We start from the raw sequence: 13,486 nt of genomic DNA on the forward strand, positions 1-13,486 counted from the left end.
CATGGAGAAACACACGGTGGCCGCTCTTCCGTCCACACCACGCCGCACTCGAAGCAAGAGATCACACACCGACCACTGTCGCTGTAGTACTAGCCACACCAGGCGCACCGCCGCGAGCCGCGCAGCCGATCGAGCAACGGGCGACGGTTCGTGCGTCGGCGGCGGATGCATGGGAGCGCGCCTCCATGGTTCCTCCACAGGGTTCGGCGTCCGATTTATCCCTGCGGAAGAGACGGACGGCGCCGCTACCCTGCACACCGCCTCCCGCGGATGCCCTGGTGTCGCCTGCGAGGCGCCCGGTTCGGCGCAGTGGGATCTTCTTGTCGTCGTCGTTCTCGCCGACCCATCAGGCGTTTGCGGAATGCCAAATTTCGGTCATTTCGCTCTTGCGGTACGCCCAGCGTCCCGGTTCACTGCCGATTTCTCGGTCCGGCCCGCCACGTTCTTCTCGGGCGAGCCCGTCGAACCAGCGCACCGCCCCGCATCGCGGTCGATGTCCGGGCGGTATAGTCCTCTCTGGCGAGTATCGCCATAAAGCAGTGATGATGTGCGTGCCGGGGGCTGCATGACGTCGCGAGAGTTTTTCACACAGCGTTACCGCCGCCTTCTGCTCATCGCGCTCTTTCCTCTGGCGGTGGCCGCATGTTCGGGGTCGTCGTCCGGCCCTGCGGGGGCGCCGTCGGCATCCACTCACGTCGCACTGTCAGGGTCGTCAGAACCGGCGGACCATTCGTTGCCTGCGGACACCGTCACGCCGCGTCCGGAGCACCCCACGCCGACCGATGCCTCGCCCTCGGCCGGCTCCGCCTGGTCGCCGCTCGCCACGTCTCCCTCGCCGTCCGATCCCTCGCCGTCCGACTCCCCCTCCCGGTCCCCGCACGTTCCTCGGCAGGACGTCAGCTCACCGGGTCACGGCGGCCCGCGGGGGGCCAGCTCGGCGGGGGCCAGCTCGGTGAGTCACGCTGCGCCGACGCTTGGCCCGACCCGACCGGCGTCCCCCGACGCAGTACAGGCGCGTCCGGCAGCGGATGAGCCTTCCCCGACCGCGACATCGATGCCCGCGGCCGCCCGTGCCCCCTCCCAGGCGGCCGCTGACCAGCCCGTGGGGCAGGCGGTTGCCGGCGACCAGGCAGAACCGGCACGTAGCCGAGCCGAGCCCGCCAGGTCCTCCCCCGATGGCTCCAGCGTCCTCAACGCCCACGATCTTCCGCCCGCAGGAGTGGATCTCAGCCTTGGCGCAGCCATCGGCGGCGATCTTGCCACCTGCCGGGAAATCGCCCAGGAGTACAGCGGGCCGGGCCCGGTCATCCTCATCAATGGGCTGGACCGCAACGGTGCGGGCCTGGGCCTCCTGCGGAATTACCAGTTCTGCCCGGTTGGATTCGGTCCAGGCACGCGCTTGGCCATCACGTTGACCGCGCCCTCCAATGAGGTGGTACAAAGCATCGAGATCTGCATGATCTGCGACGACCCGGCAGCCGCCGGACTGCTGGACGCGCTGCACTGGACACCCTTTCTCGGCACCCCGACCGGCAGGTACACCGTCGCGGCGACCGACGGACGCCAGGTCTGGCAGACCGCGTTCACCCTGCTCCCGGGAGCCACCAGCCCGCTGCTGGTCATCCGCGACTACAACAACGATCTACATCCCGGCGACGAGGCCGTGGTGGAACTCGCCGGTTTCCGGCCGCGCGACCGGGTCGCGATCGACTTCTATTTCGCGGGCGATTCACCTACGAACAGCGAGTACCGGACGAGCGTCGTCCTGCAGACGGATGACCAGGGAAACGCGCGGTACCGACTGGTCACCGATGCGGATGATCCGCGAGGCGGATGGAACTTGCTGTCCCGACCCGCGGGGGGTTTCCCGCAAGAGCCCCCGAGCTACGACATCATGGTCCGTTTCCACCTTGGCTGACCGGCGGCGAGGACGGACGCGGGCCTGGCTTCGGGCGAAGGCCCTCGGCGGGACATGAGGATGGGTACGACACAGCACCGGCCCGCTGAGCCTGCCGGCACGAAGGACGTGGACGTCTTCGTGTCGCACGTGGTGGACGACGCGCCGTGGGCCACGTGGGTCGCGGCCGTCCTGGAGGACTGGGGACTGTCAGCGCGAGTGCTCGCCTGGGACCTGCCTCCCGGCGCCAACTACGTGCTGTGGACGGACGCCCAGATGACGGCCGCCCGGCTCACCATGGTGATCTCCTCCGCGGCCTACTTCGATACTCCGTGGAGTTCGCAGGTGTGGACGGGGGCACTCGTGTCCCGATCGGTGATCCCGCTGCGGGTGGAGGCCTGTCCGCTGCCCGGCGTGCTGGCGACAATCGCCCACGTCGACCTGTTCGACGCGGACGAGACCGAGGCACGACGCCGTGTTCTCGTCGCCGCCGGCGTCGAGGTGGTCGCGCGGGTCGCGACGAGCGGCTTTCCCACGGATCGGACGACCGCCGGGATCGATACCACGAAGTTCCCGGGCGCCCCGCCGCCGGCCGAGGTCGGGTCGTCGACTGCCGAGGTCAGGGCATCGCCCACCGACGCTCCGCCGGTATCGGCGGACGCGCCCACCAGCCGTTCGCCCGGCGCTGACGCCGCCCGGTCACGACGGTGGCTGCCGCGGGCCGGCCTGGCCCTGCTGACTACGCGGGCGCTCATCGTGACCGTCGGCGTCGCGATTGTCGTCGCCGGTGCCGTCGCGGGCCTGCTGATGATCCGGGGCAACTCCGACGGGCTGCCGTCCGCCCGGATGGTCGGCGATCTCCGGGTCGCCGTCACCGCGTTCGACGAGGTCGACGATGCCGGCAAGCGCCATCCGTCGGCATCGACGACCGACGCGGCGACGCTGGTCGCGGACCAGATGGTGCGCAGTCTCCAGCCCGTCCAGCAGTCACTCGCCGTCCAGGTCTGGGGTCCGTCGAAGATCGGACGGGCGCCCTCCGGCCACGGTGACCAGGCCGGTTGGGCGGATCAGGTAGTCCGCAGGAGCAACGCGAACATCGTGGTGCGGGGCGTCCTGCGGGCGGCCGGGGCCGACCGCGTCGTGTTCACTCCGGAGTTCTTCATCGACCGGAGCCTCGTCCCCGGAGCCGAGGAACTGGCCGGCTACTACCAGTTCGGCGCGCCAGTGACGGCTCCCGCGGGACTGGCCGACAATCCGGTCTTCCAGCGCGAGGTGCGCACCGTTCTCGCCGCCCGTGCCGGTGCGCTGGCCTGGTTCGTCCTCGGCGTCGGGCACTACGCGCTGGGCCACTTCGACGATGCCACCGCCGATCTGCAGAAGGCCGCGGACTCACCCGGCTGGCAGGATTCCGACGGCAAGGAGATCCTTTATCTGTTTCTTGGCAACACCGCCAGCAAGACGGGTCGATACGGCGCTGCGATCGAATGGTTCGACCAGGCGATCCGCATCAATCCGCTGTTCGGCCGTGCCCACACCGGTTACGCCGAGGCCCGCTTTCTGCTGTCCCGCGGACACTGCACGACCGACACGGTGAAGGTCGACGATCTGCGCCAGTCGATCGGCGTCTACCAGCAGGCGGCCGGCGAGGTGGCCCCACCGTACGAAAGACTTCTGAAAAGCAAGATCGACCTTGGCCTCGGTCGGGTCTATGCGTGCCTGAGTCAGGCGGCCGTGAGCGCGGACTGGGACGCGGCCCGGCACCATTTCCATCTCGCCATCGAGGAAGGAACGGGGGATCCCGCCGGCCGGACCGTGCAGTCGGAGGCGTGGGCGGGCCTCGGACTCGTCGAGCTTCCACCGCGGGGTGTAGCCGATCCGGCGGCCTACCAGCGGGCCGTCGACGCCTACCGCAACGCCGTCGCCCTCGCGGACGNCTCGACGCGCAGCGCCCAACTGCTGACGCTGCTCGGCCACGTCCAGTACACCAGCGGTGACCGCACGGGTGCGCAGAAGTCGTTCGAACAGGCCGCGAAACTGGATCCGACCAACCGTGCCCGTTACCTGGCCGAACTCGCGAACCTGTCGAGCCCTACCCCGTCAGCGCCGGCGCCGCAGGCCTGACGCCACGTGTGCCCGACCGGCGAGCGGCCCGCCGACGGGCCCCCGGCCGGGCGGCCAGGTGTTCGAGGGCTCAGGTGCGTAGCTGCTGGCGGAGGCCGGCGAAGGTGTGGATGACCTCGCCCAGCGTGGTGTCGGGTGGGTAGGCCGAGGGCTGGACCGCGGCGGCGGAACCGTCGCCGGCCGGACCGAACCGGATGGCCCACAACATCGTCTCCGCGACCGGCAGGAGGGCGACGACGGCGTCGTTGTCGTCCTCCATCTGGGCGGTCAGCCAGCCGATCCGGTCGGACTGAAGGGCGCAGACGAAGGTGACCTCGCCCGCGCCGCTGACGGGATTGGAGCGCAACTGCGCCCGCTGGCTCGCGACGCCGAGGGCGGCACCGAGCCGCTCGGCGACCCGCTCGCGTTCGTAAAGCGAGGCGTCCTGCGCCAGCCGGACGATGACACCGTGCAGCTCACGCTCGCAGTGGATCTGGGGCTCGATCACGGCGTCCTCGCCGAAGTACCAGGCGAGGACCTCGGGCAGCACGGCCCGCAGGTCCGCCGCGGCCGGCTGCACCATGGCGAGCCCCGGGTACTGCGGGGACCAGGCCGACCACGAGGGGCCGTCCTGGCGCACGATGAGTGTGACGGGCCTACCCACGATGGATCATCTCCAGCGAACTCCTCCGCCGTCCCGCCGCTTTGATCAGTATCCGCGCTCGCGGGGGCGCCTGGGAGCCGTTTGAGCTAAAGGTCGTGCCGATTACGCCCAACACGGCTCTTTCCCCGCGCAACAATCACGCCGGCGGACACGCCGATCGCGGGATGTCGGGACGATCCGGCCGGCGCCGATCGTGCGCGAGACACCGCACGACACGAGACACCGCCACGACAGAGGAGTCGAACACCGTGACGGACGGCAGCCATGGTCGTCATATCCGGCCGGATGAGGGGCCGTTGCTGCGCCGGCTGCGGCTGGCCGCGCTCGCCGACTCGCCCGCCGCCTTCTGGCAGACCCTCGAGGCGGCGCGGGCGCAGCCGGCGGCCGAATGGGCGCGGCGTGCCGGCGCCGGGGCGGACTCCCCGACGGAGCTGGTGGCGATCGTGGAACGGGCCGCCGAGGCGGTCGGCATGGTGCAGGGGTTCACCCCGACCGGCCGGCCCTGGTTACGTGAGCTGGGTGCCATGTGGGTCGCACCCGCGGCCCGGGGGACCGGCGCCGCGGACGTCCTGCTGGCGACCGCGGTGACCTGGGCCGCCCGGGCCGGCGCCGAGGCGGTGAAGCTGTGGGTCGCTCCCGCGAACCTGCCGGCGCGACGGCTGTATATCCGCAACGGCTTCGTTGTCCTCGGCGGTCCGCGACCGGTCACGGACGATCCGGCGGTCAAGACGTTCGTCCCGATGCTGCGGCCGCTCCACCCTCCTCGGGCCGGGCGGCGGCGATGACGTCGTGGACGAAGGAGAGCTTCGCCTGGACCGCGGGCGTCAGGACGAACGGATAGAGGTCGTCGCGCCCCATGCTGCGGTTGATCGCGTTGAGGGCGTAGGTCAGCGGCAGCCACTGGGCGATGATCTCGGCAAGCTCCGGCGAGCTCCGGTCGAGCCCGTCCGTGCCTGGCCGCGGCAGGTCGGCGGGCTCGGCGGCGAGGCTGCGCGGCGCGACCCCGAACGAGTCGAGATCCGGGCCGGCCACCCGCAGACCGAACTCGGCGGCGGTTCGCAACGTGTCGCGGATGTGCAGGTAGTGGGCGAAGGTCTCGGCCCAGTCCTCCCACGGGTGCATCGTGGCGTAGGCGCTGACATGGGTCTCGCGCCAGTTCGGCGGGGGACCGTCGGCGTAGTGCCGGTCGAGGGCGGCGGAGTAGTCGAGGCCCGCGTCGCCGAACAGGTCCCGGAACCGGGCGGCGCGCCCGGGATCGGCGTCGACCAGCGAGGACCAGTAGTAGTGACCGGTCTCGTGCCGGAAGTGCCCGAGCAGCGTGCGGTAGGGCTCCCCGAGCTGGGTTCGGACCGTCTCGCGATGGGCGTCGTCGGATTCGGCCAGGTCCAGCGTGATGACGCCGTCGCTGTGCCCGGTCACCACCTTCTGCTCGGTGCTGCTCAGCAGGTCGAACGCGAGCCCGGTCGCCGGGTCGTCGGCATGGGAGACGACGGGCAGGCCGAGTTCGAGCAGTTGGGCCACGAGCCGGCGCTTGGCCGCCTCCGCCCGTTCGAACTGCTCCTTGCCCACCGGATCCGTGTCCGCCGGCCGCGTCCGCGTCAGCCGGCAGCAGACGCACAGCCCACCGGGCGAGGCGGGGTCCGCCGGGGGCGCGGATCCGCCCACGGCGGGGCGTCCGGCAGCAGCCTCGGCGGCCCTGGCGGCCTCGGCCAGCCGGTTCACGGGCGCCGGCACGGCGATGAGCCAGTTGCAGCCGGCCAGCCGCGCGTTGGCGCAGCGCCGGTAGCGGCGCCGACGCGACGCCGGAACGGCCTCGAGAAGATCTCGGGCGATCGGGTCCGTCCCGGCACCGGCGCGCGGTGCCGCGAAGGGCTGCGGGACCGCCGGGCCATCCGTCGCCGGCCCGGCGCCGAGCCCGGCCCCCACCTCCGCGACCGGTGGCAGCTCGAAGAACTCTGTCGCAGGTTCGTGGACGTCGTCACGGTCCGCGGCGCCTGCCGCCGGCGGCGAGTCGGGCACCAGCGTGAGAACCCGGCCACGGTCCGGCTCGAAACCGAGCGGCGCCCCACATCGCAGGCAGGCGGTGTTCTCGAAGAAGACGAGCTGCCCGCACCGAGCGCATCCGTTGACCTTCACCGGGTTCCCCTCGTCGCACGGCGCCGGCCCGCGGGCGGCAACGGGACAAAGTCCCCGGATCCGCGGTGTACCGGCGCCAATTGGCCACGGCATACCCCGCCGCACCCGCCGCACGCACCACATTTCCCGCCGCGCGCCCAGCCCGCACGGACCCGGGATCCACCGCCGACATCACGAGGTCCGGGGCGGGCACCGCACCGCCTCACCCCGAATGACCCCACCGCCGGTAACCGTCCAGAAACCCGATGGAGATTCGGCATCCCGGACCGGGTCGACCGGGCGCCGCAGGTGATGCCTTCGCGACGGACGTCACGGATACCCCGGTAGGTCCGGTCACGGATCGGGCAGTTATCCTTGACAAGCCCCCGAAAAATCCTCCACGGAGGACCAACGCGAGGAGGTGGCCGCTGTGAGTCCTGGCGGGTGCTCCAGTAACGGCCGCTTCCTGCTAGTGGACGCCAGCCGGCGTTGAGCTCCGGCCGGAGCGCCCCGCGCGCCCGGCCCGCGTCCACGAACCCGGGGTTGACGACTCCCGGGGCACTGCTCGGAAGTCGGCCGAGGTCCGGCCCCGGCCCCCACTCGGGGCGCCGCATGGTCGACCGCCGCTTCTTCGGCCCGGGGTGACGTTCACCTGTCCCGCCGCGGCCTGGCCGGCGCGTCTGCGCGCCGGTGCCGACTTCCGGATCCGTGTGGCCCTCGGCCACGGGATCTGATCGGGCAGTGCACGAGCAGGTGCGGTCGATTGATGTCGTGTCGACCTGAGGCCGCCGTGGCGACAGCGCGTGCGGCCTGCTCGAGGAGCGCGCGCGAACCGGCGCTGGCCGCCTGCGCGCGGGTGGGGAGCTTCCATGACCATCTCAGCAACGCGAACGACGGACCGTCGAGGTCTGGGCACCGATCGTCTCGATCTGCCGGTCTCCGGCCGGGTCGCGCTACTTCCCCGGGTGGATCGGGAGACGGTCAGCCGCTTCGCGGAGACCATCGCCCGTTTCCTGGGCACCGGGCGTTATCTCGCGATCCAGACGGGCATCGTCATCGTCTGGATCGCCCTGAACATCGCGGTGCCGCTGCTGCGCTGGGATCCCTACCCGTTCATCCTGCTGAACCTGGCCTTCTCGACCCAGGCGGCCTATGCGGCACCGCTCATCCTGCTCGCCCAGAACCGTCAGGACGACCGCGACCGGGCCTCCCTCACCGAGGACCGGGCCGTCGCCGGCCGCATGCGCGAGGACACGGAGTTCCTGACCCGCGAGGTCGCGGCCCTGCGGCTCGCTCAGAGCGAGGCGGCGACGCGCCAGTACGTCCGGGGGGAGCTGGCTGGCCAGCTCGAAGCACTGCGCGGAGATCTCGAAAGCCTGCTCCGGGAGGCCGTCGAGCTCCCCCGTCAGCCCCAGGCCGCCCGGCGATCCGGCGAGACCGCCCAGCCCGGCGCGATCACCCAGCCGGGTACGTCGGCTCATTCCGGCGCGGACGACCGTGAGTCGACCGGTTCGGCCGCCTCACCGCCCGCGGCCCGCGACAGCGGTGCGGATTCCGCCGAGGATGCCGACGGGCCCGCCCTCGCCCGCCCCAGGGCGCCGAAGCGCCCCAAGGGTGCCAAGCGCGCCCGAGCCGCAAAGATCGCGTTGACGAACACGCCCGTCGACGCCCCGACGGGCAGCGGCTCCCCGACCGAAGGATCGCCGGCAGACACGGCGAGCCGCGACGGCGCGAGCGAGATCTCCCCGTCACCCGTCGGAGTCAGCCAGGCCGGGCACGCCGGTGGTATCTCCCGGACCGATGAGACCGATGAGACCGAACCGGTCGACGCCGGCCCCGGGTCGACGCCGGCGCACCTCGTCGCGAACGCGGTCGACGGTTCCCGCCCCGCCGCCGCGGGGATCGCGGGCGCGCCGGTGGCGGCCGATCCGGTTGCGGCCGACCCGATGGCAGCCGACGCAGCCAGGGCGGACACGGACGCCGGCGGCTCCGCCACCCACCGGGCGGGCCGGGCGGTGCCCAGTCGCGGACATCATCGTTCCCCGCTGCACGCTGGATCGGCCCGCCGATCGGCGGAACGCCCGAAATCGGGCGATTCACCCACGGTGAACGCCACTTCGCGACACGTCTCGTGACCGCCCGCGCGGGAGCGGCCCGAGCCAGTAGCGTTCTGTAGGTGCGTGCCGGCCGGTCGTGTCGCTCCCGTCCAACCCTGCAAGCCGGTTCAAGCCTGCCAGCCGGTTCAAGCCTGCCAGCCGGTTCAAGCCTGCCAGCCCGCCGCGCCCTGATCCTCACCCTCACGACCATGGGCCTGCTGTTCGCCCCTGTGGCGTGGCTTGCCCCGACCCTGGCCGCCGCCGCAGCCGCGACGCCGACGGCTCCCGGGGCGGGGGGTCAGGCCATCGGCGGTGCTCAGGCCGGAACCGGAGGCCATACGGAAGCGGGCGGCCAGGCGGGCGTCGGCGCCCCGGCGGATCCGACGGTCACCCCCGAGCCGGCGCCCGAGGGCACCCCCGCCCCGCCCGCACCGGCGGGGCTGACCGCGCAGGCCTGGCTGGTCGCGGACGCCGGCAGCGGCGCCGTCCTCGCCGCCTCCCGCCCGCACGCGACGGATCTGCCGGCCAGCACCATGAAGATCCTCACCGCGCTGACCGTGCTTCCCGGCCTGCCACCGGACCGGGTCATCACCGTCGACGAGAACGCCCCCCGGGTGGACGGCACCAAGGTCGGTCTGGTGCCCGGCGTCGGGTACACCGTCCGGGATCTGGCAACGGCGATGATGATCTCCAGCGGGAACGACGCGGCGGTGACCCTCGTCGAGGCCGCCGGCGGCACCGCGGCGGTCCTGGCCCGGATGAACGCGCTGGCCAGGTCTCTGGGCGCGCGCGAGACCGTCGCCGGCGATCCGACCGGGCTGGACAGTCCGGGGCAGGTCACCAGCGTCTACGACCTCGCCGTGCTCGGCCGCGCCGCGCTCAACGACCCGAGCGTGCGGGGATATCTCACCATCCCGCGGGCGTCCCTCGCCGGGCGCGGCGACCAGCGCTTCGAGATCCAGAACCACAACTCGCTGCTCCGCACCTACGACGGCGCCGTCGGGGTGAAGAACGGTTACACGGTGGCGGCCGGCGCGACGTTCGTCGGGGCCGCCACCCGCGGCGGTCGGACACTCATCGTCGCGTTGCTGCGCGCGGCCCCCGCCTACGGCACCGACGCCCGCGCCCTGCTCGACTGGGGATTCGCGCACGCCGGACAGGTGACGCCGGTCGGCTACCTGCCGAACCCCGCGGCGTCCGTGGCCGGCGACGCGACCCGGCCCGCGGCCGCCGCGCAGGCGGTCGCGCGGCCCGCGGCGGCGCCTGTCCACCGAGCGGACCACTCGGGCGGTCTCGTCGGCGACATCGGCCCGATGACCTGGATCGCGCTCACGCTCACGGCGGGCGCCTGCGTCGTGACGGCCCTCACCCGACGCGCGGCCCGCGGGCGTCGGCGGCACCGCGGGCCCGGCCCGCCGGTGGTGGGCACCTCGTCGGCTGTTCCACCGACCGGCGCCGCGCATCGGCTCGGCGCGCGGCCACGCCGAGCCGTGCCCCCTCAGCCAGAACCGCCGGAGGTCTCCGACGGGTGGCGTCGGCGCAGCAATGCGCGCAGCCTGGCGGCCAGCGTCGCGCCCGAGCCGGTGGTCACGGACCCGACGGAGGAGTATGGCGTCGTGGAGCTCGGCTCCGACCGGTTCGACGGCGACGGGTTCGACCCGGGCGGGTCCGGCGGGGCAGTGCCCCGGGCGGACGGAGAGTCGGCCCCGTGGGGCTCGGCGGGCCGCGAGGCGTCCCGGTTCGGCGACCCGTTCGGCCGGTGAGCCTCGGGGGGCACGGCCGTCCCCGAGGGGTACACGTCCGAGGCGTAGGGCGCGGTCACCGTCCAGGCGGCGACGAACAGCGTCCAGCGCATCACGATGTTGATCCAGATGAGCAGCCCGACGATGACCGCGAACGTGCCGTAGACCGGGTTGCCCGTGGTCTTGCCGATCAGCCAGGTCCCCGCGACNTTGAGGATCTCCAGCCCGACCGCGCCGAGGACTGCGCCGCGCACCGACCGGCTCCGGTCGGTCTGCCCGGGCAACCGCCAGAACAGGTAGAGGAACACCGCGGTGTCGATCGCGAGGGCGACGAGCAGGGCCAGGATGCCGGTGACCCACGCGGCGGCCGTGCTGCCGGACAGCCCGATCCAGTCCAGAAACGTCCCGGTTGCCGAGGTCGACAGGCTGGTGACCACGAGTGAGGCCAGCAGTGTCAGCCCCAGGCCGGCGAGGACGGTGATGTCCCGCAGCCGCCGCATGATGATGTTGCCGGCGTCGATGTCCTGGTGCCAGACCAACCGCAGGGCGTCGCGTAGCGCGTCGATCCAGGCGAGACCGGCGAGCAGCAACCCGAGCAGACCGATGATGCCGACACCGACCTTGGCGTTGCCGATCGACGTGACGTCGAGTCTGTCCGCCAACCCCGGCAGGTAGTCGTTGATCTGCCTGGTCAGGCTGTCCTGCACGTCGGGGTAGGCGTCGACCACGAACCCCGTGACCGCGAAGGCGAGCGCGACGATCGGAAAGAACGACAGGAAGGCGAAGTACGTCGCCGACGCCGCCAGCCGGTCCCCGCCGTCGGCCGTGTAGCGGGAGTACGCCCGAATGATGTGGTCAAGAAACGGACGTTTCGCCCTTACCGCCCCGGCGGTGTCGGAAACCGTGCCGACGCCGGCTCGAACCGCCTCACGAGGTTTTGTCACACCCGTCGATGTCCCCCCGACGACGCCTGGTCATTCTTGTGAACCGAGGCCGGCGCGTCGTCCTCCGTCGCCATTCGGTTCGGACTCGTCCCCCTGCTGACCGAACGGGTAGAAGCGTAGTTGCCGCCAGCGGAGGTCGGCCCCTCTTTCGTAGAGTCCGAACCCCCGCACCTCGAACTGTGCCTGATAGTCGGCCAGCGCCTCGTAGGCGCGGTCGAGGCCGTCCTCGGCGATGTCGTGAGCCACGGTGACATGCGGGTGGTAGGCGAAGTTCAGCGGCCGGTCCAGCGGGCCGGACCGCACCGCCGCCGCCAGCGTCGCGCAGCGGGCCGCACCGGCGACGAGAGCGACGAAGACAACGGGCGACAGTGGACGAAAGGTCCCCGAGCCCTGCAGACGAATCGTGAACGGAGCGTTCGGCGGGGCGATATGCGCGAGATGACGTTCTATCGCCGGCAGGTCGGCCAGTCTGACCGTCGTCGGCCCCAGCAGGGTGACATGCGGAACGATGAGAGCGGCATTGGGATCCCCGAGCCGCTCCCGCCAGTCCTGGAGCTCGGTCCGGTAGGGCTCCGGAATGCCGATCGCGACGCCGATGTCGGCCAGGTCCACCGCGTCGACCGGACGGGCCGGATCCGCCGCGCGCACGACGGCGCCTGGTTCGAGTGACCTTTCAGTCATGCGCGACCGGCACCGTGGCACGCGCGGCGCCCGCGGCATCCTAGCCGAAGATCGTAACTCTCGGTACTCGCGGGCGCGCCATCACCGGGTCGGTGACCGGCCGTCGGGGTCGGTGTCGCCGAGGAAAGCATGCCGACATCATGGCCCACGGACCCCGCCTGTCTCCCGCGGACCAGAAGACCGCGACCCGCTCACCCGCAGATCCGGCCAAAACAGCGACAACCCGCCATATGGACAGGGACGATCGTGGGAGGATTCCGACAAGGGCAACCGGCGGACGCCGCCCGCCCGTCGCACCGCGGTCCGGTCACGCCGAGGGATTCACCATCTGGGGGCGGGCCTGCGCCAGCACGTCATCCGACAGGGGTGGCCACACCCGGCGCGCCCAGTCCCCGAAGTCTCGATCACACAACGTGACGCAGGCGAGCCGGGCGACCGGATCCACCCACAGGAACGTTCCGGCCTGGCCGAAATGGCCGAAGGTCGTCGGGGCGTTCGTGCGGCCGGTCCAGTGCGGGTTCTTGCTCCCGCGGATCTCGTAGCCCAGCCCCCAGTCGTTCGGGTCCTGGCGGCCAAAGCCAGGCAGGACGCCGGCCAGCCCCGGGAAGGCGACCGAGGTCGCGGCGGCCGACGTCGCGGCCGACAGGAGGGTGGGGGCGAGCAGCTCGGCGGCGAAGCTGCGCAGATCGGCCAGGGTCGCCGTCACCCCGGCGGCCGCCGAGCCGGTGAGGCTGGCCCGCCGCATCCCCAGCGGCTCGAACACGGCCTCGGCGAGGTAGTCGGCGAAGGCGATCCCCGTCGCCCGGGTTACCACCTCGGCCAGCCGGTCGAAGCCGGCATTGGAGTAGATCCGGCGGGTGCCCGGCGCGGCGAGGACCTTGTCGCCCTCGAACGCCAGCCCGGAGGCATGGGCGAGCAGGTGCGCCACGGTGGACGACTCGGGGCCGGCCGGGTCGGCCAGCCCGATCGCGCCCTCCTCCACGGCGATGAGCACCGCATAGGCGCTGAGCAACTTCGACACCGAGGCAAGCCGGAACGGATGATCGTCCGGCCCCGTCCGGCCGAGCTCTCGGACCGTCCCGGCGTCGGGAGCGTCGTCGAGGCCGAGGACCGTGACCGCCACCGTCCTGACCGGCCACTGNGAAACCTGAACCAGTGCGTCCACGCCACGCACTGTACGAACTCCTCCGCCGGGCCGTGGTCCCCGCCGGACCCGGACGGACCCGGACGACCCGGACCGGACGACG

The 13,486-nt window shown here is 72.0% G+C and carries 10 protein-coding genes and 2 pseudogenes; 6 read left to right on the forward strand and 6 right to left on the reverse strand.

All coding sequences use genetic code 11. From position 1 onward, the window contains the following. Positions 1–1,219 precede the first annotated feature (1,219 nt). From UK82_RS03980 to UK82_RS42300, 3 genes are all read left to right on the forward strand, one after another. Positions 1,220–1,918 (forward strand): hypothetical protein, encoded by a 699-nt coding sequence (locus UK82_RS03980; protein ID WP_044884258.1) that lies wholly within the window; start codon positions 1,220–1,222, stop codon positions 1,916–1,918. A gap of 60 nt (positions 1,919–1,978) precedes the next feature. Then, the coding region (locus UK82_RS42295; RefSeq protein WP_396230448.1) for a toll/interleukin-1 receptor domain-containing protein at positions 1,979–3,830 on the forward strand (1,852 nt) is incomplete at its 3' end. A 23-nt stretch (positions 3,831–3,853) separates the two neighbouring features. Continuing rightward, on the forward strand, positions 3,854–4,018 hold the full coding sequence (locus tag UK82_RS42300) for a hypothetical protein (protein WP_396230452.1): 165 nt from the start codon (positions 3,854–3,856) through the stop codon (positions 4,016–4,018). Between the two features lie 70 nt (positions 4,019–4,088). On the opposite strand, the gene UK82_RS03990 is transcribed toward UK82_RS42300, so the two are convergent. Continuing rightward, a complete protein-coding gene (locus UK82_RS03990; protein WP_044884256.1) occupies positions 4,089–4,661 on the reverse strand; it encodes a hypothetical protein in 573 nt (190 codons plus the stop codon). 248 nt (positions 4,662–4,909) lie between these two features. Here UK82_RS03990 and UK82_RS03995 point away from each other — a divergent pair, with 248 nt between their 5' ends. Further along, entirely contained in the window at positions 4,910–5,446 is a 537-nt protein-coding gene (locus tag UK82_RS03995; RefSeq protein ID WP_044884255.1) for a GNAT family N-acetyltransferase, read from the forward strand. On the opposite strand, the gene UK82_RS04000 is transcribed toward UK82_RS03995, so the two are convergent. Then, positions 5,385–6,797: a putative zinc-binding metallopeptidase gene (locus tag UK82_RS04000; protein WP_055406367.1), complete on the reverse strand. Its 1,413-nt coding sequence runs from the start codon at positions 6,795–6,797 to the stop codon at positions 5,385–5,387. The two genes, UK82_RS03995 and UK82_RS04000, sit on opposite strands and share 62 nt — an antisense overlap. An 848-nt stretch (positions 6,798–7,645) precedes the next feature. Between UK82_RS04000 and UK82_RS35505 the strand changes: the two genes are divergently transcribed. Both UK82_RS35505 and UK82_RS04010 read left to right on the forward strand, forming a co-directional pair. After that, positions 7,646–8,911: a DUF1003 domain-containing protein gene (locus UK82_RS35505; protein WP_055406369.1), complete on the forward strand. Its 1,266-nt coding sequence runs from the start codon at positions 7,646–7,648 to the stop codon at positions 8,909–8,911. 170 nt (positions 8,912–9,081) lie between these two features. Next, a complete protein-coding gene (locus tag UK82_RS04010) occupies positions 9,082–10,635 on the forward strand; it encodes a D-alanyl-D-alanine carboxypeptidase family protein (RefSeq protein ID WP_055406371.1) in 1,554 nt (517 codons plus the stop codon). A gap of 104 nt (positions 10,636–10,739) precedes the next feature. Here the strand turns inward: UK82_RS04010 and UK82_RS41330 are convergent. The 4 genes and pseudogenes from UK82_RS41330 to UK82_RS04025 all read right to left on the reverse strand — a co-directional run. Then, positions 10,740–10,823, reverse strand: a pseudogene (locus UK82_RS41330) (hypothetical protein); the annotation flags it as partial. Between the two features lies 1 nt (position 10,824). Continuing rightward, positions 10,825–11,558, reverse strand: a pseudogene (locus tag UK82_RS30975) (YihY/virulence factor BrkB family protein); the annotation flags it as partial. Positions 11,559–11,588: 30 nt separating this feature from the next. Beyond that, positions 11,589–12,239, reverse strand: coding sequence for a 2'-5' RNA ligase family protein (locus tag UK82_RS04020; RefSeq protein WP_052680998.1), 651 nt, complete (start codon positions 12,237–12,239; stop codon positions 11,589–11,591). 307 nt (positions 12,240–12,546) lie between these two features. Beyond that, the coding region (locus tag UK82_RS04025; protein ID WP_236705492.1) for a serine hydrolase at positions 12,547–13,380 on the reverse strand (834 nt) is incomplete at its 5' end. Positions 13,381–13,486: the final 106 nt, after the last annotated feature.

Source organism: Frankia sp. ACN1ag (assembly GCF_001414035.1).
Classification (GTDB): domain Bacteria; phylum Actinomycetota; class Actinomycetes; order Frankiales; family Frankiaceae; genus Frankia; species Frankia torreyi.

Bases quoted from the DNA above. Each gene is read 5' to 3' on its own strand.
- UK82_RS35505 (WP_055406369.1), top strand. From the start codon at position 7,646: ATGACCATCTCAGCAACGCGAACGACGGACCGTCGAGGTCTGGGCACC.
- UK82_RS04010 (WP_055406371.1), top strand. From the start codon at position 9,082: ATGGGCCTGCTGTTCGCCCCTGTGGCGTGGCTTGCCCCGACCCTGGCC.
- UK82_RS04020 (WP_052680998.1), bottom strand. From the start codon at position 12,239: ATGACTGAAAGGTCACTCGAACCAGGCGCCGTCGTGCGCGCGGCGGAT.